21 protein-coding genes and 7 pseudogenes are annotated in these 25,159 nt (G+C 67.9%); 15 read left to right on the top strand and 13 right to left on the bottom strand.

Annotation, left to right across the window (positions count from 1 at the left end):
- Window positions 1-1,062 precede the first annotated feature (1,062 nt).
- From AC0VYN_RS21175 to AC0VYN_RS21165, 3 genes are read left to right on the top strand one after another with little or no spacing between them, the layout of a single operon-like run.
- A complete protein-coding gene (locus AC0VYN_RS21175; protein WP_475532234.1) occupies window positions 1,063-1,275 on the top strand; it encodes a hypothetical protein in 213 nt (70 codons plus the stop codon).
- Complete coding sequence (locus tag AC0VYN_RS21170) at window positions 1,275-1,949, top strand: restriction endonuclease (RefSeq protein WP_475532233.1); 675 nt, start codon at window positions 1,275-1,277, stop codon at window positions 1,947-1,949. Before AC0VYN_RS21175 ends, AC0VYN_RS21170 begins: the two co-directional genes overlap by 1 nt.
- A 43-nt stretch (window positions 1,950-1,992) precedes the next feature.
- Window positions 1,993-2,124, top strand: a complete 132-nt coding sequence (locus AC0VYN_RS21165) for a hypothetical protein (protein WP_475532232.1) — start codon at window positions 1,993-1,995, stop codon at window positions 2,122-2,124.
- A 185-nt stretch (window positions 2,125-2,309) separates the two neighbouring features.
- Here the strand turns inward: AC0VYN_RS21165 and AC0VYN_RS21160 are convergent, their stop codons facing one another.
- The 3 genes and pseudogenes from AC0VYN_RS21160 to AC0VYN_RS21150 form a co-directional block, all read right to left on the bottom strand.
- A complete protein-coding gene (locus AC0VYN_RS21160; protein WP_475532231.1) occupies window positions 2,310-2,807 on the bottom strand; it encodes a hypothetical protein in 498 nt (165 codons plus the stop codon).
- 148 nt (window positions 2,808-2,955) lie between these two features.
- Window positions 2,956-3,237, bottom strand: a pseudogene (locus AC0VYN_RS21155) (ATP-binding protein); the annotation flags it as partial.
- A gap of 33 nt (window positions 3,238-3,270) precedes the next feature.
- A pseudogene (locus AC0VYN_RS21150) lies at window positions 3,271-4,068 on the bottom strand (IS3 family transposase); the annotation flags it as partial.
- A 55-nt stretch (window positions 4,069-4,123) separates the two neighbouring features.
- Here AC0VYN_RS21150 and AC0VYN_RS21145 point away from each other — a divergent pair.
- Window positions 4,124-5,190, top strand: a protein-coding gene (locus AC0VYN_RS21145; RefSeq protein WP_475532230.1) for an IS630 family transposase whose coding sequence is annotated in 2 segments (ribosomal slippage) — window positions 4,124-4,567 and window positions 4,570-5,190 — 1,065 coding nt in all. Because the reading frame shifts where the segments join, the coding sequence is not laid out codon by codon here.
- 31 nt (window positions 5,191-5,221) lie between these two features.
- On the opposite strand, the pseudogene AC0VYN_RS21140 reads toward AC0VYN_RS21145, so the two are convergent.
- Window positions 5,222-5,616: pseudogene (locus tag AC0VYN_RS21140) on the bottom strand (transposase); the annotation flags it as partial.
- Window positions 5,617-5,862: 246 nt separating this feature from the next.
- Between AC0VYN_RS21140 and AC0VYN_RS21135 the strand changes: the two are divergent.
- Window positions 5,863-6,117: pseudogene (locus AC0VYN_RS21135) on the top strand (transposase); the annotation flags it as partial.
- Between the two features lie 184 nt (window positions 6,118-6,301).
- Here the strand turns inward: AC0VYN_RS21135 and AC0VYN_RS21130 are convergent.
- Window positions 6,302-7,114 (bottom strand): helix-turn-helix domain-containing protein, encoded by an 813-nt coding sequence (locus AC0VYN_RS21130; RefSeq protein WP_475532229.1) that lies wholly within the window; start codon window positions 7,112-7,114, stop codon window positions 6,302-6,304.
- Window positions 7,115-7,415: 301 nt separating this feature from the next.
- Between AC0VYN_RS21130 and AC0VYN_RS21125 the strand changes: the two genes are divergently transcribed.
- Complete coding sequence (locus tag AC0VYN_RS21125; RefSeq protein WP_475536940.1) at window positions 7,416-8,390, top strand: alpha/beta hydrolase family protein; 975 nt, start codon at window positions 7,416-7,418, stop codon at window positions 8,388-8,390.
- 97 nt (window positions 8,391-8,487) lie between these two features.
- Complete coding sequence (locus AC0VYN_RS21120) at window positions 8,488-8,781, top strand: hypothetical protein (protein WP_475532228.1); 294 nt, start codon at window positions 8,488-8,490, stop codon at window positions 8,779-8,781.
- Here the strand turns inward: AC0VYN_RS21120 and AC0VYN_RS21115 are convergent.
- Window positions 8,765-10,011, bottom strand: a protein-coding gene (locus AC0VYN_RS21115; protein WP_475532227.1) for an IS3 family transposase whose coding sequence is annotated in 2 segments (ribosomal slippage) — window positions 8,765-9,678 and window positions 9,678-10,011 — 1,248 coding nt in all. Because the reading frame shifts where the segments join, the coding sequence is not laid out codon by codon here. The two genes, AC0VYN_RS21120 and AC0VYN_RS21115, sit on opposite strands and share 17 nt — an antisense overlap.
- Window positions 10,012-10,094: 83 nt before the next feature.
- Here AC0VYN_RS21115 and AC0VYN_RS21110 point away from each other — a divergent pair.
- On the top strand, window positions 10,095-10,367 hold the full coding sequence (locus tag AC0VYN_RS21110; RefSeq protein WP_475532226.1) for a hypothetical protein: 273 nt from the start codon (window positions 10,095-10,097) through the stop codon (window positions 10,365-10,367).
- Window positions 10,368-10,468: 101 nt separating this feature from the next.
- Here the strand turns inward: AC0VYN_RS21110 and AC0VYN_RS21105 are convergent.
- The 4 genes from AC0VYN_RS21105 to AC0VYN_RS21090 form a co-directional block, all read right to left on the bottom strand.
- Window positions 10,469-11,286, bottom strand: a protein-coding gene (locus AC0VYN_RS21105; RefSeq protein WP_475532225.1) for an IS5 family transposase whose coding sequence is annotated in 2 segments (ribosomal slippage) — window positions 10,469-10,944 and window positions 10,944-11,286 — 819 coding nt in all. Because the reading frame shifts where the segments join, the coding sequence is not laid out codon by codon here.
- 50 nt (window positions 11,287-11,336) lie between these two features.
- Window positions 11,337-12,154 (bottom strand): IS5 family transposase gene (locus AC0VYN_RS21100; protein WP_475532224.1). Its coding sequence is split into 2 segments (ribosomal slippage): window positions 11,337-11,812 and window positions 11,812-12,154, totalling 819 coding nucleotides; the frame shifts between segments, so codons are not numbered across the junction.
- Between the two features lie 50 nt (window positions 12,155-12,204).
- On the bottom strand, window positions 12,205-12,528 hold the full coding sequence (locus AC0VYN_RS21095) for a hypothetical protein (RefSeq protein WP_475532223.1): 324 nt from the start codon (window positions 12,526-12,528) through the stop codon (window positions 12,205-12,207).
- A gap of 8 nt (window positions 12,529-12,536) precedes the next feature.
- Window positions 12,537-13,372 (bottom strand): IS5 family transposase gene (locus AC0VYN_RS21090; RefSeq protein ID WP_475532222.1). Its coding sequence is split into 2 segments (ribosomal slippage): window positions 12,537-13,024 and window positions 13,024-13,372, totalling 837 coding nucleotides; the frame shifts between segments, so codons are not numbered across the junction.
- A gap of 81 nt (window positions 13,373-13,453) precedes the next feature.
- Here AC0VYN_RS21090 and AC0VYN_RS21085 point away from each other — a divergent pair.
- Window positions 13,454-14,275, top strand: a pseudogene (locus AC0VYN_RS21085) (IS5 family transposase).
- Here AC0VYN_RS21085 and AC0VYN_RS21080 read toward each other — a convergent pair.
- A complete protein-coding gene (locus tag AC0VYN_RS21080) occupies window positions 14,259-14,966 on the bottom strand; it encodes an integrase core domain-containing protein (protein ID WP_475532221.1) in 708 nt (235 codons plus the stop codon). The pseudogene AC0VYN_RS21085 and the gene AC0VYN_RS21080 sit on opposite strands and share 17 nt — an antisense overlap.
- Here AC0VYN_RS21080 and AC0VYN_RS21075 point away from each other — a divergent pair.
- The 3 genes and pseudogenes from AC0VYN_RS21075 to AC0VYN_RS21065 form a co-directional block, all read left to right on the top strand.
- A pseudogene (locus AC0VYN_RS21075) lies at window positions 14,962-15,849 on the top strand (helix-turn-helix transcriptional regulator); the annotation flags it as partial. The gene AC0VYN_RS21080 and the pseudogene AC0VYN_RS21075 overlap by 5 nt on opposite strands.
- Before the next feature lie 119 nt (window positions 15,850-15,968).
- Window positions 15,969-16,403, top strand: a pseudogene (locus AC0VYN_RS21070) (transposase); the annotation flags it as partial.
- Window positions 16,404-17,203: 800 nt separating this feature from the next.
- Window positions 17,204-17,989, top strand: a complete 786-nt coding sequence (locus AC0VYN_RS21065; RefSeq protein WP_475532220.1) for a thioesterase II family protein — start codon at window positions 17,204-17,206, stop codon at window positions 17,987-17,989.
- A gap of 78 nt (window positions 17,990-18,067) precedes the next feature.
- On the opposite strand, the gene AC0VYN_RS21060 is transcribed toward AC0VYN_RS21065, so the two are convergent.
- Window positions 18,068-19,621 carry a long-chain-fatty-acid--CoA ligase gene (locus AC0VYN_RS21060; protein WP_475532219.1) on the bottom strand — a complete coding sequence of 518 codons (1,554 nt, stop codon included), beginning with the start codon at window positions 19,619-19,621 and terminating at the stop codon, window positions 18,068-18,070.
- Entirely contained in the window at window positions 19,618-21,183 is a 1,566-nt protein-coding gene (locus AC0VYN_RS21055; RefSeq protein WP_475532218.1) for an AMP-binding protein, read from the bottom strand. Before AC0VYN_RS21055 ends, AC0VYN_RS21060 begins: the two co-directional genes overlap by 4 nt.
- Window positions 21,184-21,544: 361 nt before the next feature.
- Between AC0VYN_RS21055 and hemA the strand changes: the two genes are divergently transcribed.
- The 3 genes from hemA to AC0VYN_RS21040 all read left to right on the top strand — a co-directional run bounded on the left by hemA (window position 21,545) and on the right by AC0VYN_RS21040 (window position 25,064).
- Window positions 21,545-22,777, top strand: a complete 1,233-nt coding sequence (hemA, locus tag AC0VYN_RS21050) for a 5-aminolevulinate synthase (RefSeq protein ID WP_475532217.1) — start codon at window positions 21,545-21,547, stop codon at window positions 22,775-22,777.
- 239 nt (window positions 22,778-23,016) lie between these two features.
- Window positions 23,017-24,000, top strand: coding sequence for an ACP S-malonyltransferase (locus AC0VYN_RS21045; RefSeq protein WP_475532216.1), 984 nt, complete (start codon window positions 23,017-23,019; stop codon window positions 23,998-24,000).
- On the top strand, window positions 23,997-25,064 hold the full coding sequence (locus tag AC0VYN_RS21040) for an acyl-CoA synthetase family protein (RefSeq protein ID WP_475532215.1): 1,068 nt from the start codon (window positions 23,997-23,999) through the stop codon (window positions 25,062-25,064). The genes AC0VYN_RS21045 and AC0VYN_RS21040 overlap by 4 nt, the downstream gene beginning before the upstream one ends.
- Window positions 25,065-25,159 lie beyond the last annotated feature (95 nt).

Genomic DNA, 25,159 nt, shown 5'->3' with positions numbered 1-25,159 from the left:
GTGGTGGTCGAAACGAGTGCCGTCCGAGACGCGTGGTTCAGGGGGATTTGACGGTGCGGTGCTGACTCCCGTGCTGGTTTGGTGCTGACTACGCTTCGTTGAACTCGGGCATCTGGGATTGATCGACTCAGAGTCGTTGCGTGGCAGGTGGCCGGACTGAGAAACCAAGTCCGGCCTTGCCGCTCAGCCGCCGTCGGCACTGGCCAAGGCGCTGTGCCTGGGCGCGGTGCACGTTGATGCCAGGAGGTTCTTCGTCTGCTGGTGGTACACGGCTCAGATGCAGTTTGACCAGCGAAAACAGCTCTGGTCGCCACAAGCTGCGGACGGCTGGTCCGGGTATGGTCCGGATCTTGGTTCGAAGGTTCGTGGTGATGAGCGCTGCTCGCATGTTGCGCTCGTACGACGATGACGGCCTCGGCACTGCTTCGAGAGGCGACGACGGACCGCAAAAGACTGTCCTGACCGGGCTGCACCAAGGCTGGATCCGGCGCTGGCGGAGGCCAGCGGCGGTTTCATTCGGCTCGGCCCTACAACCGTGGCGCTGTCCTTGCAGGACCGCGACGACACCGCGTTGAGAATTCGTCCCGTGGGGGTTCGGTTGGCCGAGGCGTCGCGGCGGCGGGTTGATCAGTGCCTACCAGTGCCTCCAGGCCCTGTGACGCCCCCGGGTCATGGTCGCAGAACCACGGTTCGACGGGGCGGCGCCGGTGCACTATGGCTGTGAGTGCGCTTCCGCTGCTTTTCGCCATTCGTCGGCAGAGCTCCGCTTGGCGTGACTGGGGCTGTTTCCGCAGGTGAGATACGGACGGTCACGCGCCGCGTGAGGGCTGGCGGAAAGGGCCATGGTGAACCACTTGGGAGCTGAGAAGGGCATTCGCCCAGCTGAGCTGCCTCAGGCTCGCTGTCCCGTGAATGGGCTGACGGTGTGGGCCCTCCTGACCTGATGGCGACTCGACCGGGGCGTAGCGCCGTGATGACCCATCAGCTGCTGTCAGTGCCCACTGCTACACCCTTTTGTTGGGATGAGCCGCGCTCCGCGGCCCACCGACGGGAGGGGGAAACATGTCGAAGGTGCCGGACGGGTTCCACCGGGTACGCGGACACATCCGTCGCAATCCGAAGCCCAGGAGCGCCAAGCGCATGAGCGGTTGGATGATTTCCGGCTTACTGGCCGGCGTGTGGCTGTGGGGGCAGGTGTTCGGGTTCAGTGAGTCCACCGCCACGACACCGCCGACGGATCCGAAGCCGGCGGCCAGCGCGACGGCCGACCGCTGATGCGACGGATACGTCTGCGGCGCCCTCGCGGTGCCGCGGAACTGGTCGCAGCGGCTCTGGTCGCCCTGGCTGTGCTCGTCCTGGTGGCGCGGACGGCGGCCACGGCGGTCGGCGCACTGAAGGCGGCCTGGCCTGCTCTGCTGGCTCTCGCTCTGTTCACGGGAGCCGTCGCGGCGTGGCGGATCAGGCAGGCGACCACGATGCGGCGTCGGGAGAAGGAGCGGCTGGCCACTCTGCGGATCACGCTCGCGGAGTTCGACACCATGGACGACCGTCGCTTCGAGTACGCCCTACGGGATCTGCTGGTCCGCGACGACTGGCCGGCCCGCAGAGTGGGTGGCGGCGGCGACCAGGCCGCCGACGTCATCGGTGACCATCCGCAGCGCGGCCGGATCGTGGTGCAGGCCAAGCACACCCGCGTCTGCGGGAAGGTGGGCTCAGCTGTGATGTACGCGGTGAAGGGGACGGCCGGGCCGGTCCACAAAGCCGATCACGCTGTCGTCGTTACCAACGGAGCCTTCACCCGCGATGCCATGGCGTGGGGCGACCGGCACGGCGTCCACTGGATCGACCGGGAAAAGCTACGGCGCTGGGCCGAGGACGGTGCCGCTCTGCCCGAGCTCCTCGGATTGTCCGCGCGCTCCCGCCCGAGCCGATCCAGGCGTGCGGCATGACTGGCAAAGATCGTGATCGCTGCCCAAGACGTCTGGAGGTGTGGTGTTCGACGAGGACGGGTCGCTCGACCCGCTGCTGAAGTTCCTGCTGTATGCGGTCATCGCGCTGGCCGTCGGCAGGATGCTCTGGAAGTGGCTCACTGAGGATGTCGGCCAGTTGGCTTCGTTCACGTGAAGTAGCAGCGATTGGTCACCGCTTTGGGCAGCAGTTGGCGATCTTGAGTGCTCCGGATGTTCACCGGAGATGACGTCACCCGGCGGTGATGGGGAGTGGTGTTGGCCGCGCCGCTCAAGGTTCCCACCCTCGGAGGGCGAGATCGTCTCCGTGGGACGTGGTGCTGGTTTGCGTCCCGGCCGTAATCAGTGCTGGTTCGCGATCCGTCGGCCGAACTGTTCGAGGAACTCCTGCAAGCTGGCCGCGGCAACCTCGAAGTCGTCAAGCCAGGAAGCCGTGGTGGACTTCCAGACTTGTCCGCTGTCTCCGATCGCGAACAGATGACCCCCGCCGTCGCTGGCGAAGACCAGTGCGATCGATTCGCCGTCGATCGGAGCGGGGCCGTACTCGCGGAAGTGCTCTGCCGCCGTCGCGGGTGAGTGGATGAAGTACCCGATGTCGACATCGGGCAGGGAAGCCTCGCTGATCACCCAGTAGAGCGTGGTCAGGTCGGAGGGGATCGGCGTCAGGTCCACGAGTGCGTCCGTCGCCTGGTGGCTGTCGTCGGTTGCGAGCATCACGGAGTTGTGGCCGGGTGGGAAGCCGTGCGTCGGGAGGAAGGACTGCATAAGCTTCGTCAGCGCCGCATCGGCCTGCTTCCACCAGGACCGGACCCACTCCGCGTCAAGCCGCTCACCTGGCACGTTTCCCCCTCAAATACGTGTGTGACCCGCAAGCGCGGGTTCGGAAGAACATATCGGAGGGCTCAGCATGGGGTGGGTGGGAGCCGGGCCAACTTCGATCCAGCCTCCGTCCGGAGTGCGGAGGCTGAATCGGGGGAGCCTGCAGCGGTCAGCCGGCCTTGGCCACCTCCTCGGCGCGGGCTCGGGTGCTGGCGAGACGGTAGGAGTCGGTGCCGGTCTCGATGATCGTTCCGTTGAAGGTGAGGCGGTCGACGATGGCCGCGCAGAGGCGGGGGTCGGTGAACTTCTTGGTCCAACCGCCGAACGACTCGTTCGAGGCGATGGCCACGCTGTTCTTCTCCTCGCGTTCGGTCAGGACCTGGAAGAGGAGTTCAGCGCCGCGGCGGTCGAGCTCCATGTAGCCGAGCTCGTCGATGCACAAAAGATCAACAGGGACTGCTGCATGATCGGGTGACAGCGGGGTTTATGCAGCCAGGGCTGCGGGTGGGGTCATGATGGTCTCGTACTCGACGGGGGTCAATCGGCCCAGGCGCTTCTGGCGCCGGCGCCGGTGGTAGGTCCGCTCGATCCAGGTGACGATCGCGATCCGCAACTCCTGGCGGGTGGCCCAGGTGCGGCGGTCGAGGACGTTCTTCTGCAGCAGGGCGAAGAAGCTCTCCATCGCGGCGTTGTCACCGGCGGCCCCGACCCGGCCCATCGAGCCGACCAGGCCGTGCCGGGTGAGTACGTCAGCGACCTTCCGGGACCGGAATTGCGAGCCGCGGTCGGAATGCACGATGCAACCCGCAGCCGGGCCGCGGCGGGCGACGGCGGACTCCAGCGCGGCCACTGCGAGGCGGGACTTCATCCGGGCGTCGATGGAATAGCCCACGATGCGGCCGGAGTACACGTCCTTGACCGCACACAGATACAGCTTGCCCTCGCCGGTCGCGTGCTCGGTGATGTCCGTGAGCCACAGCCGGTTCGGCCCGTCGGCGGTGAAGTTGCGGCGCACCCGGTCGTCGTGGACCGGCGGTCCGGCCTTGGCGTTCTTGCCGCGGCCCCTGCGCTTACCGAAGACGCTCCACCAGCGGTTGTCGCGGCAGATCCGCCAGGCGGTCCGCTCGGCCATCGCCTCACCGGCCGCGCGGGCCTCGTCGAGGAGGAAGCGGTGACCGAACTCGGGATCGTCGCGGTGAGCGTCGAACAGGGCGCCTGCCCGGTATGCCTCGGTCAGTTCGGCGTCGGTGACCGGAGAGGCCAGCCACCGGTACTGTGGTTGAACTCGCGGTGTCGTAGGGGCTGACGGCTCGTCGCCCGTGCGGTATCACGGGGGCATGCGGTATCCACAAGGGGGCGGACTGACCGTCGAACGGCAGCAGTTCCGCGAGGAGTTACGGCTCAAGGCGGCCGAGAGGTTCGCCCAGGGCGAGGCGAGCTCGGTGATCGCCAAGGACCTGCGGGTCAGCGTCCGCTCGGTGCAGCGATGGCGGCGGATGTGGGATGAGGGCGGTCCGCGGGCTCTGCGGTCACAGGGGCCGGCGTCGCTGCCGAGGCTGAGCCAGAAGCAGTTCGCCCAGCTGGAGGCGGAGCTGGCCAAGGGGCCGGCCGCGCACGGCTGGGAGGACCAACGCTGGACGCTCGCGCGGATCAAGACGGTGATCGGCCGGCGCTTCCACCTGACCTACACCATCCAGGGCGTGCGGAAACTGCTGGTGCGAGGCGGCTGGTCCTGCCAGGTCCCGGCCCGACGTGCCATGGAGCGGGACGACGACGCGGTGGCCGGATGGGTGAAGGAGGTGTGGCCCTGCGCGGAAGGCCCGCGGCGGCCCGTGGAGCCTGGCTCGTCTTCGAGGACGAGGCCGGATTCTCCATGACGCCGCCGCAGGCCAGGACCTGGTCCCAGCGCGGCCGGACCCCGGTGGTGCGGGTGCGGGGCCGTTCCCGCAGACGGGTGTCCATCGCCGCGCTGACCTGCTACAAACCCGGCCACCGGTCCCGGCTGATCTACCGGCCCCGCCGTGACGACGGCAACCGCGACGGCCGCAAGAGTTTCTCCTGGCGTGACTACCGGGACCTGCTGATCGCCGCCCACCAGCAACTCGGCGGCCCGATCGTGCTCGTCTGGGACAACCTCAACGTCCACAAGGCCGCCGACCTGCGGAAGTTCGCCGAAGCCCGGGACTGGCTGACCATCTACTACCTGCCGCCCTACGCACCCGACCTCAACCCCGTCGAAGGGATCTGGTCACTGCTGCGGCGCGGCTGGCTCTCCAACGTCGCCTTCCACACCCCCGAACACCTCGTTCAGCGCATCCGACGCGGCCTACGGCACATCCAGTACCGCAGCGACCTCATAGACGGCTGCCTCGCCGAGACCGGCCTGACCATCACGCCCACCTGAGCAACGGCACGACATCACGAGTTCAACCTCAGTAGTAGGGCTGGCGGGCCAGCCCGAGCACCCGGCACGTCACCGCCACCGGCACCCTGTGAGGGGCATCGGCGGCGGCCAGCTCGCGGACGAGCGGGTACATCATTTTGCCGGCAGGTTCGCCTGCGACAGATATGCCGCAGCCCTCCTGAGTACCTCGTTCTCCTGCTCCAGCAACCGGATCCGCTTGCGGGCCTCGCGCAGCTCAGCGGACTCACCCGATGTCGTTGCGGGCCTGGCGCCCTCGTCGGTGTCGGCGCGACGCAGCCACTTCGACAGCGTGATCGGGTGGACGCCGAAGTCGGCGGCGATCTGTTCCAGCGTGACGCCGGGCTCGCGGTTGCGCGCGACCCGCACGACGTCTTCGCGGAACTCCTTCGGATACGGCTTGGGCACTGCAACATCCTTCCAGGCTGCTTCTCAGCAAGCCAGGTCAGGTGTCACCCGATCATGCAGCAGTCCCGTCTGGGCATCAGCCGACAACACGGTCAGCGACTCGATCAGCAGGCGCTGGCGGAACGAAGGATCGGGACTCTCCACACCACGATCGTCGCATGCGCTCAACTCTCACGAGCACCCAGGCGAACAACAGACTGAGCACGTTCATCTGTACTTACCTGGGCACTTTCCCAGGTACGCCGACAGGAACGGCTGAACAATGAGATCCTCCCCCACGGCTGCGCCGCGGGAGGTGCCCCCAGCCGCACCGACGTGGTCGGCATCTTCCCCGACCGCACCGCCGTCATCAGGCTCGTCGGGGCGGTCCTGGCCGAGCAGAACGACGAGTAGACCGAAGCCCGCTGCTACATGGGCAGCGAACTCCTCGCCAAAGCCCGACTCCACCCGATCGAGTCAGAAAACGACGACCCCGCCCTGCCCACCGAACTCACCGCATAGCCTCAGACCGAGATCACCGAGTGGGCCGTCGATACACCACTCCAGCGGACGTGACTCGACGCTGCCGCGCATCGCAGAACGGTTCACCTCCGCCTGTGCGGAGCGGACGTGACCCGGCCCACCGGTCAGCGCTTTCCCATGGGGCCGGCAAGGTGGCAGTTGAGCCAAGACATCGCAGGTCTACCTACCGCACGGTTCTGGCATAGCCACCTGCGCTCATGCCGAATTCCCGTCGGAAGTGCCGATTGAGCTGGCTCTGGTCACAGTAACCAAGCTCGGCGGCGGTCTCTGCCACGGATCGTCCCGCTGCCAGCATGGACTTGGCGCGTGCCAAGCGCAACAGGGTCCGGTAATGGTGCGGTGGAACCCCGTAAGCCTGCCGGAAACTCCTGATCAAGTGGCGTTTGCTGCAACCGGCGACTGCCGCGAGGTCGTCGAGCTTGATGTTGGAGTTCAGTTGGCTGTGGAGCATCTCCCGTACTTGACGAAGCGCTCGAGGACGAAGTGTCGGACTCGCTGCGCCGGGAGCATCCGCATGCCTGGCGAGCAGGACGTTCAGCAAGTGGATCAGCGACGACTCGAGATCCAACTCGTCCTCGCTGTCCGCCAAACCCCTGTGCAGCGCGGCAATGCCGTTGAAGAGGCTGCGGTCTGGATAGGTCACCTCATGGAAGCGCGGCCGGCCTGTGCCGACTGGCATGAGATCGGCGTCGATGAACATCAGTTGCACAACGGCCTGGCCGTCAGCGGCGGCTTTGTCCTGAGCGAGGCAGCTCACGACCTCATGGGGCTCGATCACCGTCACCGCGCCAGGAACAGGGGGACCCTGGGTCCGCCCGAGGTACTGAAAAGGGGGCGCGGAGCCGCCATGCGTGATCTTGACGGTGTACCCGCTGTTCACAACGGTCGGGAAGTCACCCTCGGCAACGCGCACAGCCAGGCTTTCGACTCCGAACCGTGCTCTTCTGCGACGCCCTTCGATCGCGGACTCAGCCATGTCATTTTCGCCCTAGTTCGGCTTGTTCGATTGATCTTACAGTTCCCGGCAGGACAAGCGCATCCGTCGGGCCAGGGAGGTATGACAGTCGATGGTTGAGCCAGTCGCCCTCCCCTGCCGTCAGACCGCGGGACGAACACCTGACGAGATCTGTGCACCGTTGCGGAGATCACCGTCCACACCAACCCAGGTGCCGGGCGGCCGTTCCTGGCCCATCAGGCTCGCGGCCACGACCGCCAGTTCCATGCCTACCGCCAGTTACGACAGGCGCTATGTCGACACCGATCCTGAAAGGGCTCCGATGAGCAAGCCGTACAGCGACGCCGCCAACATCCCGGTCAACGCGTCGCAACCCGTCCTCACCTACCATCCGGTCACTCTCGACGTTCCCGGCCGGCCCGTGCCGCTGGAGGTCAAGGTGTCGATCCCCGCGACCGGCACCGACCTGCCGCTCATCCTCCTGTCCCACGGGCACGGGCCGGCGAACTTTCTGTCCTCCTACAACGGCTACGGGCCGCTGGCGAACTTCTTCGCCGCCCACGGGTTCGCGGTCATCCAGCCGACCCACCTGGACTCGACGGCCCTCGGTCTGCGCGACACCGACCTCAAGGACGCGCCCCTGTTCTGGCGTGACCGCGCTACCGACATGCACAACATCCTCGACCGCCTCGACGACATCGAGGCCGCCGTCCCTGGTCTTGCCGAACGGCGGATCGACAGGGACCGTGTCGGTGCCGTAGGACACTCCCTGGGCGGCAACACCGTCTCCCTCCTCCTCGGAGCCCAGATGCTGGACCCGGACGACGACCGGCCGAAGGACCTCTCCGACTCTCGTGTCAAGGCGGGAGTGCTCATCGGAGCTCCAGGTATCGGCAACGACGAGCACTTCGCCGAGTGGGCCAAGACGAACTACCCGGTGCTGTATTACACCGACTTCGAGCAGATGACAGGCACCGGCCTGATCATCGTGGGCGATCAGGACCTCAACCCCAACTTCTCCAATCGGCTCAGCTACCGTGCTGACGCTTACTCGGCCAGCCCCGGCGGCAACAAAACCATGGTGACCATGTACGGCGCTGGTCACATATTCGGTGGCATATCCGGATACGACGCGGCAGAGACGGACGACGAGAATCCCGAGCGCGTGGCGACTCTGCGGGCTCTCGTGTGGGCCTACTTGCGCAGCCAGCTCTACTCGGCCGACCCGTCCTGGAAGAACGCGGTGAACGCCCTGGAGAACGGTGAAGACCCGATGGCCCAGGTCGAAACGAGGTAGTTCCGCGCGGTGGGCGGCGGCGCGACGGCCGCCGCCCACCGCACTTCATCGCACCGCGACCTTCCACCCCAGCACGGATCGCACAGGAGCAACCGCCATGTGGACCACGTTCGCTGCAACCGTCGGCGGAAGCGCCGCCGGCCTCACCGGCCTCACCTTCATCGTTGTCGCCTTCCGCTTCGACGTCGTCGCCACCTCCCAGGAATACCGCAACCGCGCCGCGCAAACCGTCTCCCTGTTCCTGACAACCACAGTCACCGCATCGCTGGTCACCCTGCCGCAACCGACCTGGGCGCTCGGGGTCGAACTGTTGGTCGCCGCAGCAGCAAGCGCAAGTCGGGCCTTCCCCCGTGATGGTGGACACGCTTCGTTGATCACGCGGCGAGCGTGAGCTTAGCGGTGTGGTGTCGTCGTTCGTATTCGTTGGGGCTGAGGTGGCCGCAGGCGGAGTGCCGGCGGCGGGTGTTGTAGCGGGTCAGCCAGGCGAAGACCGTCCTTCTGCAGGTGGCGGCGTCGCCGTAGTCGTGGGCTCCCTGGAGGGTCTCGCGTTTGAGTGACGCGTGGAAGCTCTCGCAGGCGGCGTTGTCCGCGCTGGAGCCGACCGCGCCCATCGACCGGGTGACCTGGAGCTGGTCGCAGAGGCGGGCGAAGGCTCTGGAGCCGTATTGGGCTCCGTGGTCGGAGTGGAAGGTGGAGCCTTCCAGGCCGCCGCGGGTGCGGGCGGTCATCAGCAGCGCGTCGGCGACCAGGTCGGTGCGCATGTGGTCGGCGATGGACCAGCCGACGACCTTGCGGCTGAAGCAGTCCAGGACTGTGGCGAGGTAGAGGAACCCGCCATCCGCGAGGGGCAGATAGGTGATGTCGCCCATGTATTTGCGGCCCGGCTCGGCGGCGGTGAAGTCCCGCTGGAAGAGGTCCGGGACCTGGGAGGCCGCCGGATCCGGGACGGTGGTGCGGACGCGTCTGCGCAGGCGGACGCCGGTGATGGCAAAGGTCCGCATGACGCGGGCGATGCGTTTCTCGTTGACGTGCAGGCCCTGGTCGCGGAGCTCGGCGGTCACCCGCGGAGAGCCGTAGGCGCCGCCGGAATGCACGTGGACCTCACGGATCCTCGCGGCCAGGCGCTCGTCGGCCCGCTGCCGGACCTGCCTGGCCTCCCGGCCGGAGAGCCACTTGTAGTAGCTGGACCGGTTGAGGTCCAGGACCTCGCAGAGCCGCTTCACCTCGAAGGCGTCCCGGTGGTCGTCGACGAACTGGAAGCGGCTCCTCACCAGTTCGTCTCCCCGGCGAAATACTTGGCCGCCTTGCGGAGTATGTCCCGCTCGGTCGCGAGCTTGCGCTCATTCGCCTCGAGCTCGGCCACCCTCGCCTCGAGCTGCCGGATCCGCTCGTCCGGGTCCGCGGACGGCGCCGCCTGCGTGGCTCGGGCGGCTGTCTGCCCGGCCCGGGCGGCGGCCGGGCCGGCACCCCGGCGTTCCCGGTCCCGCAGCACCCACTCGCGCAGGGTGGCCCGGTTGATGCCCAGGTCGGCGGCGATGCTCTTGTACGTCGCCCCGGGGGTGGACTCGTACAGGGCCACGGCATCGGCCTTGAACTGGTCCGAGTAGTCCTTCATCGCCATCGGCGGTCTTCTCGCTTCCTCCGGATCAAGCAGATCCAGTATCAGCGTGTCCACCACTCAGGGGGAGGCCCCGTCTGCTCTCGGTGCTCGACCACGCAGCCCGCCGTGGCACGTCCCAGCATGCGCGGACCATCCTCGTCGCCGCGCTCGTCGTGTTCGCGGCAGGTATCGCCGCCGCCGGACTGTTCGCCACCGTCGGCTCCACCAACGGAATGGGCTTCTACGCCGCGAGTTCGCTGCTCGGCCTCATGTGGGGCGTCTACGGGACGTGGGTCTTCCTCACCCAGGCGGGCACAGATCAGATCAACGCGGCAGCAAACGTGCATGACCAGCCCGGCACCGTGCCGGCCGCCTGACCGGCCCCACACAGTGAGGCGGTGCGGGACTGTGAAGGAGTGCGGGTCTGTACGGTGAGTGGTGTAACTTCCAGACAGGAAGAGCCAGTTAAGACCGTGTCCTACGTGGTGAGGCGAACGAGTCGCTTGTAGCAGCACAGGGCGGCGGCGAGTCCGAGAAAGGCCAGGTAGTTGCGGGGATCGCGTTCGTAGCGGGGGCTGAGACGACGGTAGCCGGAGAGCCACGACATGGTGCGCTCGATGACCCAGCGGCGTCGCCCTAATCGCTCGCTGGACTCGATTCCCTTGCGGGCGATGCGTACTCCGATGCGCTTCCCGCGGAGCCATCTGCGCAGATCAGCCCGGTCGTAGGCTTTGTCTGCGTGCAGTCGCTGGGGCTTGAAGTGGCGGCCGCGGTGGGGGTCGTGTCTCGTTTGGTGACCCTCCACCATCGGCTTCAGCCCTTCGCTGTCGTGGGTGTTGCCTGCCGAGACGCCGACGAGGAGGGGCAGTCCGTTCGCGTCCGACAGGATGTGCATCTTGGAACCCGGCTTGCCCCGGTCCACGGGGCTCGGACCTGTGTGTTCGCCCCCTTTTTAGCGCGGACGTGGGCGGTGTCCAGGACGACGCGGGTGACGTCGATGAGGCCGGCGTCGTGGAGTTGGTGCAGCACGGCCTCGTGCAGCCGGCCCCAGACACCGGCTCTGGACCAGATGAGGAACCGCCGATGAGCGGTCGACTTCGAGACGCCGAAGCACGGCGGCAACGCACGCCAGGCGCAGCCGGACACCAGGACATAGATGATCGCGGCGAACAGCGTCTCATCAGGCGTGTCCTGCGTTCCCCCGCCCTGCGGCCGCACCCTCGACGGCGGGATCAACGGCCTCGCGATCTCCCACAACCCGTCCGGAACAATCCAACTCCACGTACCCCGCCCCATGAACGGACCAACGAGTCACCGCCACGTAGGACACGGTCTAAGACCGTGTCCTACGTGGTGAGGCGAACGAGTCGCTTGTAGCAGCACAGGGCGGCGGCGAGTCCGAGAAAGGCCAGGTAGTTGCGGGGATCGCGTTCGTAGCGGGGGCTGAGACGACGGTAGCCGGAGAGCCACGACATGGTGCGCTCGATGACCCAGCGGCGTCGCCCTAATCGCTCGCTGGACTCGATTCCCTTGCGGGCGATGCGTACTCCGATGCGCTTCCCGCGGAGCCATCTGCGCAGATCAGCCCGGTCGTAGGCTTTGTCTGCGTGCAGTCGCTGGGGCTTGAAGTGGCGGCCGCGGTGGGGGTCGTGTCTCGTTTGGTGACCCTCCACCATCGGCTTCAGCCCTTCGCTGTCGTGGGTGTTGCCTGCCGAGACGCCGACGAGGAGGGGCAGTCCGTTCGCGTCCGACAGGATGTGCATCTTGGAACCCGGCTTGCCCCGGTCCACGGGGCTCGGACCTGTGTGTTCGCCCCCTTTTTAGCGCGGACGTGGGCGGTGTCCAGGACGACGCGGGTGACGTCGATGAGGCCGGCGTCGTGGAGTTGGTGCAGCACGGCCTCGTGCAGCCGGCCCCAGACACCGGCTCTGGACCAGATGAGGAACCGCCGATGAGCGGTCGACTTCGAGACGCCGAAGCACGGCGGCAACGCACGCCAGGCGCAGCCGGACACCAGGCCATAGATGATCGCGGCGAACAGCGTCTCATCAGGCGTGTCCTGCGTTCCCCCGCCCTGCGGCCGCACCCTCGACGGCGGGATCAACGGCCTCGCGATCTCCCACAACCCGTCCGGAACAATCCAACTCCACGTACCCCGCCCCATGAACGGACCAACGAGTCACCGCCACGTAGGACACGGTCTAAGAGGCCATCTCATTTGGTGGCTACGTGCGGGGAATTGGCGACAAGTTGAGCCATCTCGCGCAGGCGGTGCCAGTACTCAGTGGCATCCGCTTCGCCTAGCACAGGTATGACCCGGTCCAGGCGGGTGACGCAGCGAAGCAGAGTGTTTCGGCCCCGCGCTTCGAGCTCGCCGCCGCCATTGATCCACGTGAAAATGCAGCCTGCGGTGTCCGAGTCCAGCATCACCAGGTCGAAGCCAGCCCGGTCCGCTCCAGCCAATCTGGGAGGAAACGGCAGTTTCATGAACTCTTGGTACAGGCGTGACACGGTCTCAAAAGCAGTCTCTTCGATCACGCGGACCATCATGGCGCAGCTTTCACGATGCCTGGAGTCGTCTTGAGTCTGCGGTAACAGATGAGGGTGCAGGCGATGCTGGTGAAGGCGAGGAAGTGGTCGGCTTTGCGTTCGTAGCGTCGGTGCAGGCGTCGGCAGCCGGCGAGCCAGGCCATGGTGCGTTCCACGGTCCAACGGTGGCGGCCCAGCCGCTGCGAGGACTCGACTCCCTTGCGGGCGATGCGATGGGTGATGCCGCGTTCGCGTAACCATCGCCGCAGGTGGGCGTAGTCGTAACCCTTGTCCGCGTGGAGTTTGCCGGGCTTGCGCCGTCGGCGCCCGCGGCGCGAACAGATCGGCGGGATGGCCTTCACAAGCGGGATGAGGGCCTGGCTGTCGTGCAGGTTGGCCCCAGAAATGCCGACGGATATGGGCAGACCAGACCGTTCCGTGATCAGGTGGATCTTCGACCCGTACTTGCCCCGGTCGACAGGATTCGGACCTGTCAGGTCCCCCTTTTCAGGGCCCACATGTTCACCGAGTCGATCGCGCACCGCGACCAGTCCAGCTCGCCACGGGCACCGAGTTCGTCGAGGACCAGACGGTGGAGCTTGGCCCACACCCTGGCCTTCGACCACTCCGAGAACCGCCTGTGGGCGGTCGCTCCAGACGGGCCGAACGACGCCGAAGGCAGCTGCTGCCAGGTACAACCCGACGTGGCCACGAAGACGATCGCGGCCAGCACTTCCCGGTCGCCGTGCCGACGCCGACCACCGCCCTGCGGCCGCGACGGCGCCTCCGGTACCACCCGCTGGAACAACTCCCACAACTCGTCCGGCACCAACCGCTCAACGATCCCCACCATGACTCACAGAATACCGAGTCAGCCCAAATGAGATGGCTTCTAAGACCGTGTCCTACGTGGCGGTGGCTCGTTGGTACGTTCATGGGGCGGGGTACGTGGAGTTGGATTGTTCCGGACGGCTTGTGGGAGATCGCCAAGCCGCTGATCCCGGAGGACCGGGTGCGGCCGCAGGGCGGCGGGAAGCAGAACACGCCTGATGAGACGCTGTTCGCGGCGATCATCTACGTACTGGTCAGCGGGTGCGCCTGGCGGGCTCTGCCGCCGTGTTTCGGGATATCGAAGTCGACCGCACACCGCCGCTTCATGATCTGGTCGCGGGCCGGCGTCTGGGGCCGCCTCCACGAAGCCGTCCTGCACCGGCTCGACGACGCCGGCCTCGTGGATGTCTCCCGCGTGGTTCTCGACTCTGCTCACGTACGCGCTAAAAAAGGGGCGAACACACAGGTCCGAGCCCCGTGGACCGCGGCAAGCCGGGTTCCAAGATGCACGTGCTGTCGGACGCGAACGGACTGCCCCTGGTCGTCGGGATCTCGGCCGCCACCGTCCACGACAGTGAAGGACTGAAGCCCATGGTGGCGGGTCACCAAACGAGACACGACCCCCACCGCGGCCGCCACTTCAAACCTCAGCGTCTCCACGCCGACAAAGCCTACGACGTCCCCCACCTGCGTAAATGGCTTCGCGGCAAGCGGATCGGAGTGCGCATCGCCCGCAAGGGCATCGAGTCCAGCGAACGCTTGGGCCGCCGCCGCTGGGTCATCGAGCGGACGATGTCCTGGCTGACTGGCTACCGCAGACTCAACCACCGCTACGAGCGGAAACAAACCAGGCAACTACCTGGCCTTTCTCGGGCTGGCAGCAGCTCTCTGCTGCTACAAACGATTCCTCAAACTGACCATGTAGGACACGGTCTAAGTGTGGTGTCTCGGGACCTTGGTTGCACGAAGTCCTCGAAGGTGAGCTGCTGCGGGATGTCCGTGAGTGGTTCGGGCGGCTGGTCAAAGACGATCCGGTAGTCGCTCCCGGCAGTCCGGCTGATGGGCGGTCGGCCGCCGAGCGCGGCGTGCGGCCGCTCGTGGTTGTAGTAGTTCACGAACTCCACCAGTGCGACGCGTCGTTCACGCTCGGTCGTGTAACCGCGGACGTACGCCCACTTGCGGGAGAGCGTCCCGTCATACCTCTCCACCTTCCCGTTCGTGCGCGGCGTGTACGGCCTGGTCCGCTTGTGCTTCGTACCGGTCGCGGCGAGCGCGTCAGCCCAGGTCGTAGACCGGTAGCACGCACCGTTGTCGGTGAGGCGGCGGCGGATCGGCGTGATGCCGTGGGCGGCGAAGAAGGCAACGGCACGGTGCCAGAAGGCGACCGCGGTGACGGCCTTTTTATTGTCCAGGGCCTCGGTGTAGGCGAGCCGGGAGTGGTCGTCGAGCGCCGAATGCAGGTACGTGTATCCGACCTTGCCGGTGTCGGGACCGGTGCGTTTGGAAGCGCGGGCGGACTCGGTGCTGACGCCGTGTATCCGCCAGCCGCCGCCGGTCGGGATACGTCCGAGTTTCTTGACGTCGACGTGGACCAGGTCGCCGAGCCGGTCGCGCACCGTGCGGCGGTATGTGGACCAGCTGATCGACCTGGACGTGCCCGTGGAATCGGTGCGCGGCCGCTACGGCGGGTACCGGCTCGCTCCCGGCTACCGCCTGCCTCCGCTCATGCTCACCGACGACGAGGCGCTGGCCGTGCTGCTCGGCCTGGTCGCCGGCCGCCGCACAGGACTGACGCCGGCGCAGCGCACGGCGAACGAGACGGCATCGGCGAAGATCCGGCGGGTGCTGCCCAAGAACATCGCCCGCCGGCTCGACACACTCCTGGAATCCCTCGCCTTCACGGAACAGCCCGGAACGTCCGACACCCCGGACTCCGGCGTCCTGCTCGCCATCGCCGACGCGGTGCGCCACCGCCGACCGGTCTCGATCCGCTACACCGACCGCGACGGGCGGCGCAGCGAACGCACGCTGCACGCGTACGGGATCGTCGCGCACGCGGGCCGGTGGTACGTCACGGGCAAGGACGCCGGGATCGGCGAGGACCGCACCTTCCGGCTCGACCGCATCGCGGACGCGCGGACCCTGCCCGGCTCATTCGAAGCGCCGGCGGGCCCCTATCCGGCACAGCGCGTGTTGTCAGGCTTCGCCACGGCTGACTACTGGCATGAGGTGACCTTGCGGATCCACGGGACAGTCGAGCAGATCCGCGCCCACCTGCCCGCCGGCATCGCGAGCCTGGAGGAGCACGAGCCCGCGGTAGGCGAGGACCGGGCAACCGAGCGCTGGCTGCGCGTCGAGCTGCGGGCGGAGCGGCTCGACTGGGTGCCTCCGGTACTCGCCTCACTCGACCGGCCGTTCGTCATCGAACGCCCCGATGAACTTCGCGACCTCGTCATCGAGCTCGCCGATCGCCTCGCGTCCTACGCCCGCCAAGCCTGACAGCGAGGAACCGATGTCATGAGATGGCACAATTAAGGCTGGTGAATCTCCCGGGGAGGAACATCATGAAGTAGAATGCGCGTTCGAGTGAGTCGGCGGCCGAGGCCGTTGAGGCAGAGCTGGCCCGGGCTCTCGTGGGTAGGCGGGTGGCCCAGGCGAAGGCCGACGAGATCCGGATGACCGGTGAAGGCGGCCTGCTGGCGCAGTTGACGAAGCTCGTGGTCGAGGGAGCTCCGGAGGGTGAGCTCACCAATCACCTTGGGCGGGAGAGCGGGGAGCGGGCCGACGAGGGCCGCAGCGGGAACTACCGCAACGGGCATCGCGCGAAGACGGTGACGACCGAGGTCGGGCCGGTGGAGATCAAGGTGCCCAGGGACCGCAACGGCTCGTTCGATCCGCAGTTGGTGCGCAAGCGGCAGCGGCGTCTGATCGGGGTGGACGAGATGGTGTTGTCGCTGTCGGCCAAGGGCCTGACCCACGGGGAGATCTCCGCCCATCTCCAGGAGGTCTACGGCGCGGAGGTGTCGAAGCAGACCATCTCCGCGATCACGGAGGCGTGGACACGGAGGTGGAAGCCCGCCCTCAACGCCTTCGACATTGCGTTCGGCGGCCGGCTCACCGTCGGCATGACCAACCACTGAAATCCAACAATCGAGTTACCCCACTGGCTGGACAGACCCGCTGTTGACACTGGGCAACCGTGTTCGGAGGCCGTTGGGGGGCCGTGGAGCGCGCTGCGACGCAGGTCGGCCGGCACTGAGTCGGCATGCCACGAGCCCCGTGCTGGTTCCATGCTGACTTCGAAGGCCGGAATCATGGAAAACCGCAGCTCCTAGCCCTGATCGGATGAGTTGTCGTACCACTCGATCGTGGTGCGGATGAGGGACGCGGCGACGATGCGCTTGAGACTGTTCGGAGCTGGTGGAGCGGCTGCGGGCGACGGCATCGGCACCACTTCCTGCGTGTGACGGGGACGTTTGCGTGTCGCCACACCGTAGGAACGGGCCCGTCGGACGCGTATGTGGTGGGACACCACAGTTCTGGGTGCGGGTGTGCATGCATCCACCATGGGGCGGCGGCGCGGATATCGAGAGGTCCTCCACGAGACGCCCGGCCCACTGTCCGGACGGCACTGCCCGGGCATCAGCCGCCCGGCCCGGCCGGTGGCTCCCCGCTCCCGGCGCGGGCAGGGGCGGGAGCACGCCCCGGAACCGGAAAAGCGCAGCTCAATCGGGGCGCCCCAGTTCATCCCACAGCGAAAACCTTGAGTGTCGGACGCGGGTCGGGAAGGGTGGGGCCACGAGTGCGTCCTCACCGGAACGCGTTCGCAGGGCGAACAGAACGGACGGAGTACATGGCTGACTCGCACGAGCAGAGGCAACGCTGGATCAGGCGGTTCCACCCCTCGCAGGACAGTGAGGTCACGGTGGTCTGCTTCCCGCACGCGGGCGGATCGGCCAGCTACTTCCTGCCGGTGTCGGCCCGGCTGGCACCCCGGGCCGAGGTGCTGTCCCTGCAGTACCCGGGACGTCAGGACAGGCGGTCCGAGCCTGCTCTCACCAGCGTCGACGCGCTGGTGGACGGGATCACCGAGGCGCTGCGCGACTACGCCGACCGGCCGCTCGTGTTCTTCGGGCACAGCATGGGCGGCACGCTCGCCTTCGAGACCGCCCGGCGCCTGGAGGCCGAGTCCCGGGGCAGGTTGCTGGGACTGGTCGTCTCCGGGCGCAGGTCACCCGGCAGCCGGCGCCAGGACAAGGTGCATCTGATGGACGACGCGGGGTTGATCGAGCAGATACGCAAGCTCCAGGGGACCGACTCGACGCTGCTGGACGACGAGGACGTGGTGCGGATGATCATGCCCGCCCTCCGCGCCGACTACACCGCGGTGGAGCGGTACGCGTACCGCCCCGGACCGGCGCTGAGCTGCCCGCTGTACGTGTACACCGGTGACGCCGACCCGCAGGTGCGCGACGACGAGGCGAAGGGGTGGGTCGAGCACACGCGTGCCGACTTCCGGATCCGCACCTTCACCGGCGGGCACTTCTACCTCGCCGAGCAGAGCGAACAGGTGATCGCCGCCCTGCGGGAGGACCTGGCGGACTTCCGCAAGGGGCCCCGGAGCGACGGCGGGTCCTGATCCGCCGTCACGGGCGAGAAAGGTGCACGCGCCGTCCGCGACGGCGCGTGCACAGGGGACCGGCGGGCCGGCGGGGGATCAGTCCACGACGGCGTAGCGGGCGACGAGTTCCCGCTTCAGCACCTTGCCGCTGGGCCCCAGGGGGAAGTCCGTCACGAACTCCACCCGTCGCGGGTACTTGTGCGCGGCCATCCGTTCCCGGCTCCAGGACACGATGCCGGCGGCGAGCACCGGGTCGGGCACCGTGCCCGGCCGTGTCCGCACCACGGCGCACACCTCCTCGCCGTACCTGTCGTCGGGCACGCCGATGACGGCGACCTGGGCGATGGCCGGATGGCGCATCAGCACGTCCTCCACCTCGCGGGGATAGACGTTGTAGCCGCCGCGCAGCACCATGTCCTTCTTGCGGTCGACGAGCGTCAGGTAGCCGTCGGCGTCCTTGGTCCCCAGGTCACCCGTGCGGAACCAGCCGTCGACCAGCACGGCCGCGGTGGCCTCCGGCCGGTTGAGGTAGCCGGCCATCACATTGTGGCCGCGGACGACGATCTCGCCCACCTCCCCGGACGGCAGCAGCTCGACGCGGTCCTCGACGCCGGCCGCGGCGATCTCCGCCTCGACACCCCAGATGGGGCGGCCCACCGTGCCGGGCCTGCGCGGCCACGCCTTCTGGTTGTACGCCACCACCGGTGACGTCTCGGTGAGACCGTACCCCTCGTAGATAGGGCAGCCGAAGACCTCCTGGAAGTCCTCCAGGACCTTGACCGGCAACGCCGAACCGCCGGAGAAGGCGCGGTCGAGGGCGGGACGGCGGGAGTCCTCGGCGGCGGCGTCCAGGAGGGCCAGGTACATGGTCGGGACGCCCATGAAGACCGTGCAGCCCTCGGTGACCATGAGGTCGAGCGCGCCGCGCCCGTCGAAGCGGCTCATCAGGACCAGGGTGCCGCCGGCGAGGAAGCAGGCGCTCATGCCGCAGGTCTGGCCGAAGGTGTGGAACAGGGGCAGGCAGCCCAGCAGCACGTCGTCGGGGGTCAGGTCGAACGGCGAGCGCATCGTCGTGCTGATGTTCATCACCAGATTGAGGTGGGTGATCATCGCGCCCTTGGGCCGGCCGGTGGTGCCCGAGGTGTACAGCACCAGGGCCAGGTCGTCGGGCGACCGCGGCGTCAGGCGGTCCAGCGGGTCGGCGTGTTCGGCGAGGACGTCCAGGCGTGGCGGGCCGTCGACGCCGTCCGTGCCGCCCTCAGCCATGACCGTGAGCAGTTCGACACCGGTCATCTCCGCTGCCTTGGCGCCCTCCGTCAGCATCGGGCCCGCGCACACCAGGGCCCTCGCCTCGGAGTCGCGGAGCACGTGGGCGATCTCGTCGGCGCGCAGCAGGCCGTGCACCGGGACCGCCACGGCACCGAGCGCCAGTACCCCGTAGTACACCATCGGGAAGTGCGGCGTGTTGGGCAGCAGCAGGGCGATCCGGTCACCGGGGCGTACGCCGTGGTCCCGCAGCACCGCGGCGTACCGGCGGGTGGCGTGCCACAGCCGCGCGTAGGTGATCCGCTCTGAGCCGAAGACGAGCGCGGGGTGGTCGGGGCGCCGTTCGGCGGACTCGGCGAGGACGGAAGCGGCCGTCAGCGTCATGCCGCACCGGTGTGCCGGGCGGCCAGAGCCTGCTTGTCCGGCTTGCCCGCGCCGGTCAGGGGCAGCGTGTCGTGGAAGGTGACCGCGGCGGGAACGTGCTTCGGGGACAACTCGGCGGCGACGTGGCCGGTCAGGGTGCCGGCGTCGGCGGTGCCGCCCGGCCGGATCACGACGGCGGCGTGGATGTGCTCCACGCGGTCGTCGTCGACCACGCAGTAGACCGCGGCCTGCCCGACCTCCGGGTGGGACAGCAGGGCGTTCTCGACGTCCGTGGGCTGGACCTTGATGCCGTTGGTCTTCATCACCTCGCCCAGCCGGCCGTGCAGGCGCAGGTAGCCCTTCTCGTCGACGGAGCCGAGGTCGCCGGTGTGCACCCAGCCGTCGCGGACGGCCTCGGCGGTGAGCTCCGGCTCGCCCCAGTAGCCGAGCATGTTGAACGGGGTGCGCACGCACACCTCGCCGATCTCCCCGGGCGGCAGGTCACTGTGGTCGTCCGGGTCGAGGACGCGGACCTCGGCGGTCAGCCGCCCGACGGTGTGGCGGAGCTCGGGGTCGAAGTGGTCCGGGGGGAGCAGCACGCTGATGCCGCTGGTCTCCGTGGTGCCGTAGAACTGCAGGAGCACCGGGCCGAACACCTCGATCGCCTCGGCCAGCCGTGCCGGGGAGGCGGCGCAGCCGCCGTAGGAGATGATCCTGATGCTCGACCGGTCGGTGGTGGCGATGTCGGGATGGTCGACCAGCATGTACAGCTGCGGCGGGGTGAGCGTCAGCGCGGAGACGCGGTGCCGTTCCACCGCGCGCAGCACCGCGCCCGGCTCGAATCCGTCGTGCAGGACTACCGTTCCGCCGGAGGCGAGGGCGAGGTCGACGCCGGAGCCGTTGGAGTGGCTCACCGGCAGGGTCGACAGGTACACGATGGGTTCGGGGGACTGAAGGCCCGCCATGAGATAGAGGCTGCGCACGCGGTACGGCAGGGTGACGCCCTTGGGCCTGCCGCTGGTGCCACTGGTGAACAGCACCACGGCGGGCATCTCCGGATTGGCCTCGACGGCCTCCAGGTCGAAGGCGTCCGGGTCGCCCGAGGACAGGTCCAGGACGTCGGGCCCGAGGTCGCCGAGCGCGGCGAGCCGCGGTGGCGCGGAGAGCCGGCCAGCCAGTTCACGGGCCGCGTCGAGGTTCTCCTTGTCCACGGCGAGGAACGTCGCGCCGGTCCCGCTGAGGATCTCGTGCCGGGCGGCGGCGGCCAGCTGGTCGGAGGGGTCCACGGCGTTCGTGGAGTGCAGGTGCACCACGGTGGCCCCGGCGAGGTTGGCCGCATAGCGCAGGATGATGGTCGCCGGGGTATTGGTGACGGTGAGCACCGCTACGATCGGAGTCGTACCGTCAGCGATCGGGTCCGGGCCCTGCGAAAAGCTGCGGCTCAGAAGTTCCGCTGCCGCGAGAACCGCCCGGGAGAACTGGCTCGCAGTCAACTCCTCGCCTTCGCGCCACAGGGCGGTCCGGTCGGGATCGGACGCCAGCGCCTCAAGTACCCGGCGGGCGTAATTCTCGTTCGATGACACCGAAACTCCACTCCATCGACCCGATTCTGGTCGCTGCAGGATTGCATGATCGCATGGGTATGACAACAGGTCATGAGTTACCGTCAACTTCCCCGACTTGTCCGGGTTGCCGTTTATGCGTTTCGCCCCGTCGCTTTCATGGGTAGGTTGGACGCCGACGGTGGGCTGATGATAGACAAGAGTTACTCTCGCGCACCTCCTCGAATTGGGGAAGGTCAGCCGCAATTGCCCCGCACGATTCCGCCGTGATGCGTCCGTGCCGGGGGGCGAGAAACAGCCATCGGCGCGAGTTTCAGCCAGCTCCACGCAGTCGCCTGTAGTTGTACGTGGCCTCGGACGGCCCGAAACGAAGCGAGTAGACGTGACCCAATACCTGGACCTCTTTTCACGCCTCATAGAGGGCTCTGTCGGGGGAAAGAGAGAGTTCCTGGAGATCGGACGGCTCGCCGGGAGGTTCCCCGCGGCCAGTGTGCGCACCGGCGGGGACGCGGACAGCATCAGCGTCTGGTGCAGCAACGACTACCTCGGCATGGGCCAGCACCCCGCGGTGCTGGCGGCCATGAAGGAGGCGGTCGACAAGTACGGTGCCGGCGCCGGAGGTTCGCGCAACATCGGCGGCACCAACCACTACCACGTGCTGCTCGAGGAGGAGCTCGCCGCGCTCCACGGCAAGGACGACGCCCTGCTGTTCACCTCCGGCTACACCGCCAACGACGGTGCGCTGTCCGTCATCGCCGGCCGCATGGAGGGCTGTGTCGTCTTCTCCGACGCGCTCAACCACGCCTCCGTCATCGACGGCCTGCGCCACAGCCGCGCCCAGAAGCAGATCTTCCGGCACAACGACACCGCGCATCTCGAAGAGCTGATCGCGGCGGCCGACCCGGACGTGCCCAAGCTCGTCGTCGCCGAGTCCGTGTACTCGATGAACGGTGACATCGCCCCCCTGGCGGAACTCGCCGACATCGCCAAGCGATACGGGGCGATGACCTACATCGACGAGGTGCACGCCGTGGGCATGTACGGCCCGCAGGGCGCCGGCATCGCGGCCCGGGAGGGCATCGCCGACGAGTTCACCGTGGTCATGGGCACCCTCGCCAAGGGCTTCGGCACCACCGGAGGCTACATCGCCGGCCCCCGCGAAGTGATCGAAGCGGTGCGCATGTTCTCCCGCTCCTTCATCTTCACCACCGCGCTGCCGCCCGCCGTGGCCGCCGGCGCCCTGGCCGCCGTGCGCCATCTGAGGTCCTCCGAGACCGAGCGGGAGCGACTGTGGTCAAACGCACAGTTGATGCACCGCCTGCTGAACGAACGCGGCATTCCCTTCATCTCGGACCAGACGCACATCGTGTCCGTCCTGGTGCGGGATGAGGAGTTGTGCAAGCGAATGTCCGCGCTGCTGCTGGACCGGCACGGGATGTACGTACAGGCGATCAACGCGCCCAGCGTGCGGGTCGGCGAGGAGATCCTGCGAGTCGCCCCCGGGGCCGTGCACACGGCCGACGAGGTCCGGGGCTTCGTCGACGCGCTGGACCAGGTGTGGGCGGAACTGGGCGCCGACCGCCTGCCGGCCGGCCCGGACGCGAGCCGTAGCTGACCCTCGCCCCGGCCTCCGCCGACGGTTGCCTGATGGCCTGTCAAGCGCTTTTCCCGGCACGGGCGTTGCTTGACACGAGATCGTCGGCGGGGGTTGGATGAGATTATCGAACGGCTAAACGACCTGTAGGTAGATGTAACCAGCAAGGCAGTGGTGGCTCCCTTGTGAGAGCCGTACCACAATGAGCCGCTCTGCGGCACACCCTCCCTGACCGGGAAGGGTGGGAACGGGGGTTCTGGGTGACGCTTGCGTATGTCCTCGATGGCGGCATGAATGACCGACCAGGGGCCGGCGCCGAACTGTACGAGCTCTTTCCGAGCGTACAGCGGACCTATGCGCAGATAGCGGACTGGACCGGCATCGAAGTTCAGCGGATTTTCCATGAACAAAGAGAGCCGGGACAGGAGCATCGTCAAGGAGTCGGCGCAATTCGGCAAGCGGCGGCCGTATTCGGAATTGCCGACGTACTCGCTGAAGAGTACGCAATAGCGCCGACCGCGGTATGCGGGCTCAGTTTCGGCGCACTTGTCGCCGCAAGCCTCGCCGGAGCGGTGGAACGCCGCGATCTCTTCACCTTGCTGATGCGCTTCAGAGAAGTCCCGTCACCCTCCTCGACGGAATCCCGGCGACAAGCTGTCGCCATGCTGCGTATTCCCTTCGAAACCGATCCCGCGGCCTTCGTGGCGGACGTCGCCGACGTCCACCTCTCCGCCGATCTCGGCCGCGTCGGCGCCGGCAGCGAACGCATGGTGCTGCTCGGCGGCTATCGGGAAGCGCTCGAAGGCTTCGGCGCGACCCTGCCGCCCGGCGCACTGCACGTCTCCGACGACCACGGAGCGGCCTTCCATTCACCGCTGCAGCGGCACGTCACGGAGTTCATCGAACCCACGCTGGAGTCCATGACCTTCCGGGACCCACGCGTGCCCGTCCACTCGTGCATGGAGCGCAAGACGCTCACCACGGGCGAGGAGATCCGCGACCTGTTCCGCCGCAACCCGACCGACCCGGTGAGCGTGCCCCACATGGTCGGCGGCCTGGAGGACGCCGGCACCGAGCTCGGCCTGGTCCTCGGCCCCGCCGCCTTCGGAACCTTCCAGAACGCCGGCTTCCCCGTGGTCCACGTGGAGTCCCCGGACCACGTCTTCGAGGCGATGACCGCGGTCTACGACTTTGGCATCGAACTGCCCCCCGTGGACGACGCAGTGATGGGAAGCCCCCGATGACGGACATGACCTCCCTCGTCGACGAGTGGCTGGACCAGGACATCGACGCCTGGACACGCCGCGTCGTCCGCCGCCACTTCGACCCCGACACGGGCAGCCCGTACTGGCTCAAGCGCGCCGCCGAACTCGCCGTCGACCCCGCGGACATCACCCGGTACGACGACCTTGCCGCCTTCGGGCCGATGCCGCTCGGCGAACTGCGCACGCTCGACCCGGCCGACCTCGTCCCGCAGGCCGTCCCCCGGCCCCTGGGAGGACGTGTCTGGGACTCCGGCGGCACCACGGGCAGCCCCTGTCGCGTCTTCTACACCGAGCCGATGCTCGTGCAGCGCGCCGCCTGGCGCCGCTGGGTCATCGAACGCGAGGGCTTCGCCCCCGGCCGCTGCTGGCTCCAGGCCACTCCCACCGGCCCCCACCTCATCGGTCAGGGAGCCGTGGACCTGGCGGAGCTCTACGACGGCCGCGTCTACGGCATCGACTTCGACCCCCGCTGGGTCAAGCGGCTGCTGCGCGGCGGCAGACTCAAGGAAGCCCAGGAGTACACCACCCACCTCGTCGAGCAGATGGCCGCCGTGCTGGAGAGCCAGCCAGTGGACTACCTCGTCACCACCCCGGCCCTGCTCCAGGCGTTCATCAAGGCCCGGCCCGAACTGGTGGCCCGGCTGAGCGGGGTACGGCTCAGCGGCACCCACGCCACCCCGGCGATGCGCCGCGCGTTCCACGAGGCGATCGGCGGCGGACTCGTCGTCGTCACCTACGCCAACACCTTCGGCAACACCGTCGCCCTCCCCGTCGAGAACGACGGCACCCTCATGCCCTACCTGCCCAACTACCCGCAGGTGACGATGTCGGTCGTCGACACGAACGACTGGTCGAAGGTCGTCGCCTACGGCGAACAGGGACAGGTCCGCCTGACCGTCCTGCACGACGACCTCTTCCTGCCGAACATCCTGGAACGCGACCTCGCCGTCCGGTACGACACCGGCGACGCCTGGCCGTGCGACGGCGTCGCCAACGTACGACCCCTCCAGGTCGTACGGTCCGCGCCGGAGGGGATCTACTAGACCGAACGCCGGGGCTTCGCACGGCCGACGCCCGCCCCGCCCCGGCCCGCACCGTCCGACACCGAGTGAGCGCCGCGGCCGTGCGCTCCGGGCCC

Source organism: Streptomyces sp. 63XJN7_1_ISO-PGPR-S23-121, assembly GCF_056173025.1.
Note: the sequence above shows the minus strand (reverse complement) of the source record. Positions and strands in the feature narration are given on the sequence as shown.

Excerpts from the sequence above, each read along its gene's own strand:
- AC0VYN_RS21120 (WP_475532228.1), top strand. The coding sequence starts at position 8,488 with ATGTGGACCACGTTCGCTGCAACCGTCGGCGGAAGCGCCGCCGGCCTC.
- AC0VYN_RS21125 (WP_475536940.1), top strand. The coding sequence starts at position 7,416 with ATGAGCAAGCCGTACAGCGACGCCGCCAACATCCCGGTCAACGCGTCG.
- AC0VYN_RS21065 (WP_475532220.1), top strand. The coding sequence starts at position 17,204 with ATGGCTGACTCGCACGAGCAGAGGCAACGCTGGATCAGGCGGTTCCAC.
- AC0VYN_RS21175 (WP_475532234.1), top strand. The coding sequence starts at position 1,063 with ATGTCGAAGGTGCCGGACGGGTTCCACCGGGTACGCGGACACATCCGT.
- AC0VYN_RS21060 (WP_475532219.1), bottom strand. The coding sequence starts at position 19,621 with ATGACGCTGACGGCCGCTTCCGTCCTCGCCGAGTCCGCCGAACGGCGC.
- AC0VYN_RS21130 (WP_475532229.1), bottom strand. The coding sequence starts at position 7,114 with ATGGCTGAGTCCGCGATCGAAGGGCGTCGCAGAAGAGCACGGTTCGGA.
- AC0VYN_RS21170 (WP_475532233.1), top strand. The coding sequence starts at position 1,275 with ATGCGACGGATACGTCTGCGGCGCCCTCGCGGTGCCGCGGAACTGGTC.
- AC0VYN_RS21040 (WP_475532215.1), top strand. The coding sequence starts at position 23,997 with ATGACGGACATGACCTCCCTCGTCGACGAGTGGCTGGACCAGGACATC.